This window comes from Candidatus Cloacimonadota bacterium (assembly GCA_012522635.1).
Lineage (GTDB): Bacteria > Cloacimonadota > Cloacimonadia > Cloacimonadales > Cloacimonadaceae > Syntrophosphaera.
Genome location: JAAYKA010000021.1, coordinates 1 through 5,124, shown reverse-complemented (window position 1 = coordinate 5,124; position 5,124 = coordinate 1). Strand labels below are relative to the sequence as shown.

5 protein-coding genes are annotated in these 5,124 nt (G+C 46.7%); 2 read left to right on the top strand and 3 right to left on the bottom strand.

Features of this window, described 5'->3' with window-relative positions; all coding sequences use genetic code 11:
* On the top strand, positions 1-1,233 hold a 1,233-nt coding region (locus tag GX135_01205; GenBank protein NLN84705.1), incomplete at its 5' end, for a thymidine phosphorylase.
* A 135-nt stretch (positions 1,234-1,368) separates the two neighbouring features.
* On the opposite strand, the gene GX135_01200 is transcribed toward GX135_01205, so the two are convergent.
* The 3 genes from GX135_01200 to GX135_01190 form a co-directional block, all read right to left on the bottom strand.
* Entirely contained in the window at positions 1,369-1,713 is a 345-nt protein-coding gene (locus tag GX135_01200; GenBank protein ID NLN84704.1) for a hypothetical protein, read from the bottom strand.
* Positions 1,714-1,971: 258 nt separating this feature from the next.
* Complete coding sequence (locus GX135_01195) at positions 1,972-2,910, bottom strand: hypothetical protein (protein NLN84703.1); 939 nt, start codon at positions 2,908-2,910, stop codon at positions 1,972-1,974.
* On the bottom strand, positions 2,894-3,751 hold the full coding sequence (locus GX135_01190) for a hypothetical protein (protein ID NLN84702.1): 858 nt from the start codon (positions 3,749-3,751) through the stop codon (positions 2,894-2,896). Before GX135_01190 ends, GX135_01195 begins: the two co-directional genes overlap by 17 nt.
* Before the next feature lie 298 nt (positions 3,752-4,049).
* On the opposite strand from GX135_01190, the gene GX135_01185 reads away from it, so the two are divergent.
* Positions 4,050-5,039: a hypothetical protein gene (locus GX135_01185; protein ID NLN84701.1), complete on the top strand. Its 990-nt coding sequence runs from the start codon at positions 4,050-4,052 to the stop codon at positions 5,037-5,039.
* The last annotated feature ends 85 nt before the right edge of the window (positions 5,040-5,124 follow it).

Genomic DNA, 5,124 nt, shown 5'->3' with positions numbered 1-5,124 from the left:
GGTTTTATAAAAGGTTTTTTGGATGGCAGGATTGCTGATTACCAGATGAGCGCATTGCTGATGGCAATTTATTTCAGGGGTCTCGAGCCCCAGGAAATTTCCGGGCTCACGCGCGCCTACATCGAAAGTGGACGCAGCATCTCTTTTGGCGACGAAAAGCCGGTTGCAGACAAACATTCCACCGGTGGGGTGGGAGACAAAATCAGCCTGATGCTGGCGCCGATTGCGGCTTCACTGGGGCTGGCGGTTCCCATGATTTCCGGACGCGGCTTGGGTCATACCGGTGGCACCTTGGACAAGCTGGAATCCATTCCCGGATTTAGGACTCAATATGCCCCGGATGAGTTTCAGAACTTGGTTCAACGTCACGGACTGGCTTTGGTGGGCCAATCTGATGAGTTGGTGCCTGCGGACAAGCAAATATATGCCCTGCGGGATGTTACCGCCACTGTGGAAAGTCCTGGCCTGATTACAGCCAGCATCATGAGTAAAAAGATTGCCGAGGGTGCTAAATATCTGGTGATCGACCTTAAAATCGGAAGCGGCGCCTTCATGCCAAACCTTGAAAAAGCCAGGGAACTGGCCCAACTGCTCATTTCCACCGGGGCAAGTTTTGGTCAAAAAGTGCGGGTGGTTTTTTCCAACATGAACTCTCCCCTGGGTTTGGCGGTTGGAAACGCGCTGGAAATGGTTGAAGCCATCGAATATCTGAAAGGTAATCCCTTGCGGGACACAAAAATACTCACTTCACAGCTGATAGCGCTATTGCTTTTGGAAGCCAAGCTGGCTGATACTGAGGAAAAAGCCTTTAAAATGATTGAAGATTCAGTATCCAGCGGGAAAGCGCTTGCCAAACTTGAAGAAATAATCAAAGCTCAAGGCGGCGATGCCAGAGTGTTGGAAGATTACAGTCTCCTGGGCACCAGCAAAGTCAAACTGCCCATATTCGCGGAAACTTCCGGCTATGTTAAAAGCATCGATTCACGTGCCATCGGCTATGCCCTCGTACGCATAAAAGCTGGCAGAATGAAGGTTTCGGATGCCATCGACTATGGCGCGGGCGCGTTGTTAATCCCAAAAATTGGAGATTATCTGAAACAAGGTGAGCCCATCGGCGAAATCCATGCCAACGATGCTGCCAAAGCAGAAGAGGTTGCTGCTCTGGTGCGTGCCGCCTACGAAATCGTGGCTGAACCGGTTGAAAAGGAAAAACTGATCTTCGATATCGAGTGAGGCAGTTACCAAAACAATTCATCCAGATTTGGAACAATATTGACCGGGTGTTTTCACAGCGAAAAGCCCGGTTTTATTTTACGGATAAAAAAAGCCCCCATCGCTGGGGGCATAGTTTTTATTGGCTTGAACTTATCAAGGCATAGGAAGATTAGTTACTTTGTTCATGAGTTCATCAACACGCTTGAGCAACCCTTCAACAAGTTCTTTTTGCTCACCTTCGGTTGTGTTTTCCAGATCAAGTTCTTCAACTTTCTCTCCCAAAGGCTGAAGCTGTTCAGTCATGGCTTCCACATCTTCCGTGGTAAATTCAGTTTTGGCTTCCCAAGTCTCCAAGAAAGCGGTAATGTCTGTAATCCACTGTTCTACGGGGGTGGGTTCTGGTTGTACTTCTTCTTCTTCAACTTTGTCGGTTTTGCAGGCGAAGGCGAACAGAGCCACCACCGCAAGCAGGATCATAAAATACTTCGTTGCTTTCATCATTTTCTCCTTTGTTTGTTGGTTAAATTCAACTCTTTTTAAATATGTTTTATTGAATGCACACATTCTTTTGAGATTGCGATGCCTGTCAAGTAATATTTTGGTCCAAAGGTCAAACACATAATAAATCCATTGTTTTTAATCTTTGCAAGCCTCACTGAATAAATGAGATAGCCCTTGCCCTTCATCTGTGTTTCGCTTCTTTTCACGGTTTTGATTGATATTCATATTTCTGCTTAACAAATCGACTTTTATCCCTTAATCAAACGAAAATTCCAAACTATCAAGATCTTTGTTTTTAATCATGCCGGAGTTTTTGGTAAGCGTCAGAGCCTCAGGCAATATGCCCTTGAAAATGGGATATGCTCCGCAGAAAACACTGCCCGGTTTTCCCACCTTTTTCCTTGGGATATACAGCAGAATGGAGCCATCCTTTTCCCAAACCAAATCGGATGGTTTGACAGTCTGTTTTGTGGCCTCATAATCCAGTCGTTCAAATCGTGCAATTTGACACAATAAAACGATATCACGCATAAACAGGGATTCATTTTGCAGATATCTTTGCACATCGTGATTGGCTTTCTCCACCTCGGTGAAATCTGGGCCGTCTTTGCCGAGTTCCAACTGCGGAACCCAAACCAGCGGGTATTTTGAAGAGGTGTCGCGACTGCGATATTGGCAGGTTATCTCGTGTTCTTTGATACGGAATATCTGTATCCACACATCCATCAGCTCTTCATAGTGGGATTTTCCTCTGGGTTGCAGGGATTCGTGTTCCCAAGCGTCTGTGATTTGCATGAAGCTATAGTCATCCACCTCGTCCAGCACCACGCTGCCTGCTATTTCACTGTGGCGCAAGATGAATGCATTGTCAAATTCGACGATGTAGGTGCCCAGGAGGGCTTTGAAGGGCAGGTCCCGATGGCTTTGAAATTGAACCATATCGCTGATTTTCAACACTCTGAAATCGCCATTGGGAAGCTTTTCCACCGCCATATACAGGATCAGGTGTTCACCGTTGTCCAGCATCCTGATGCTGCCGAGCACCTTCTGGTGGCTCAATTGGGTTTCGGGATCAAATTCCACCTGCAAATCCTCCACTGAAAAACCAATTTCGGGCACTCTCTCCGGCTGGATGGATTGGAGATATGTCTTATATAGGTTTCTTCCGTAATTTTTGTCAAGCAGGCGGATCATTTTTTCCTCCTTCATGAATACTATATGTCTCTGAGATGGGGGTTTGCTGACACAATTTTTTCAGGTATATGTAGGAAAATATCCGTGCCACTTCCGGATTAATATCCTTGTCGTCCAGATAGTCGCGCAGTTTTTTCCTGATTCGGGAGTGGATTTGATGAATGTTTGCCCGGTTTTCACGGCTCAGCCTGAGACTGAGTTTTCCGCATAAAGTTTCATGATAATGACACAGCGCATTCAGGTGTTTTGCTTCCCAATCCTGCTTCAAATCCACCAACAGGTGATCTGCCTGAACGCGAAGCTCAAGGTCGTTCAAGATTTCTCCGAGGCTGCGCGGTTCAGGATTTCCTGTAGTCACGGGGTTGCGGTTAAGTTCGTCCTCCATCCTTTTGTCACCCCGCCATTCCCAGCGAAGATCAGACAAGCCCCGGCTCAAATCTTCAATTGCAGCGTTGTTACAGAAGATAAGGTTATTTTCCAAAACCTTGTAAAAATAGGGAAAAAAGTCCTTCGGAGCCCTGCCTTGCAGGCGCTGGGACAATATCTCAATCTGAGGCTTCATCCTGGCATAAAGACAGCCTGAGCGCTCAAAAAGATATTGGATTGGGTCCAGATTCCGGATTGCGCACAAATCTATGATATAATGATTCTGAGTTCTTCTCACCCGGTTGATGAAAAAGGCAAAACAAAAGAGGTGTTCTTCTTCCTCATTTTCAGGCACAGCGCCGCGTAGGAGATCCCAGATTCTTTTCAGAATTTCTGAGAAATCCAAATCGTGGTTTACTTCCAGCCAGCGTTTAAGCCGACTTTCAGGGCTGCTTCCTTGCATTGGCGCGTTCATCTTTCCATGTTCTTATGTTTTTCAGAGTTTTTTTATAATCCACATGAAGTCCTTTTTTGTCAATCAAAATATCGCCTCCCTGCCCTCAGTCCCGAACTTGTGTTTTAGTTTGGATCAAATCCGGGCGAAGCCGCCAGAGACTTTCAGAAACTTCCAACTCTCTATGCCAATTTTGTTTACCTTTGATGCGTGTTCAGCAAAGACCGATGAAATCCGGGAAAGTTCAAATATTTTTGTCAGTATCAGAAGAAGCAATCGCATATAGGAAAATAGAACTGAAAACACAAGGAGATTTAAAATGAAAGAACATCTTTTCAGCGATCTGGGGAACTACACACCGGGCAAGGGATTGAGCTATCTCGGGCTCTCAATCGTGCCCATCGTCAAAACCGATCAAGAGCCGCATGGCTACATTTCTCTGCGCCAAGCCATGAAAGAAGGAATAATCACCATCAGCGAGATCAGCCAGGGCGGCAGTGTGCCAAACCTCAAGGTGGAAAACCGTGGCGAAAAACCTGTGTTGCTGCTTGCGGGTGAGGAACTTAGCGGCGCCAAACAAAACCGCATCCTGAATGTGACTGTTTTAGCGCCCCCAAAAAGCGAGCTCGTCATCCCGGTAAGCTGCACGGAAGCAGGGCGTTGGAGCTATAGCAGTCACCATTTTGAAGAATCGGGAAATGTGATGCCTGCCTTCATGAAAGCCAGCATAGCTAAGGATGTGACCGTCAATCTTCAAACACGAAACATACCGTCTTCTAATCAGAGCAAAGTATGGAGAGATATCGACGACCTGATCAGACGAAAAAAGACGCAATCTCACACAAGCGCCATGGCAGATGCCTTTGAACATCGCGGGCAGGATATTCACGATATTTTTCGCATCTTCAGTGAAGTTTTAGAAGGACCGGGCAGTTGTGGTATGTATGTGGAACTGGATGGCCGTTTTTTGGGCATGGATTTGGTTTCTTCGCCTGACGTGTGGAAGGATCTGGGGGAAAAGATCCTGCGCAGCTATGTGTTTGACGTGGTGGACCGTGTTCCTGATTCTCATCCAAGAGAGCATTGGGTCGATACCAATCAAGTTTTCGGAAGGCTGAAAAATTTGGGAGTCTCAGAATTTACAGGAGTTGGTTTGGGGCAGGATTTGAGGCTGGACAGCCCTGAAATCAGCGGTTCCACGCTTATGTTGGAAGGCAAAATCATATACCTGGGGGCATACGCAATGCAGCCGGGCGCATCCGGCAATCCCGGCTATCACAGCCCGCGGCACGGGTTCAGATTCTTCTAAATCCGGCTGTATATCAGAAGGGTTGAAGGCTGAAATGAAGTCCCGGCACACATGATGTCCGGGACTTCTATTTTTACTCTCAAGT

Excerpts from the sequence above, each read along its gene's own strand:
- GX135_01200 (NLN84704.1), bottom strand. The coding sequence starts at position 1,713 with ATGAAAGCAACGAAGTATTTTATGATCCTGCTTGCGGTGGTGGCTCTG.
- GX135_01195 (NLN84703.1), bottom strand. The coding sequence starts at position 2,910 with ATGATCCGCCTGCTTGACAAAAATTACGGAAGAAACCTATATAAGACA.
- GX135_01190 (NLN84702.1), bottom strand. The coding sequence starts at position 3,751 with ATGAACGCGCCAATGCAAGGAAGCAGCCCTGAAAGTCGGCTTAAACGC.
- GX135_01185 (NLN84701.1), top strand. The coding sequence starts at position 4,050 with ATGAAAGAACATCTTTTCAGCGATCTGGGGAACTACACACCGGGCAAG.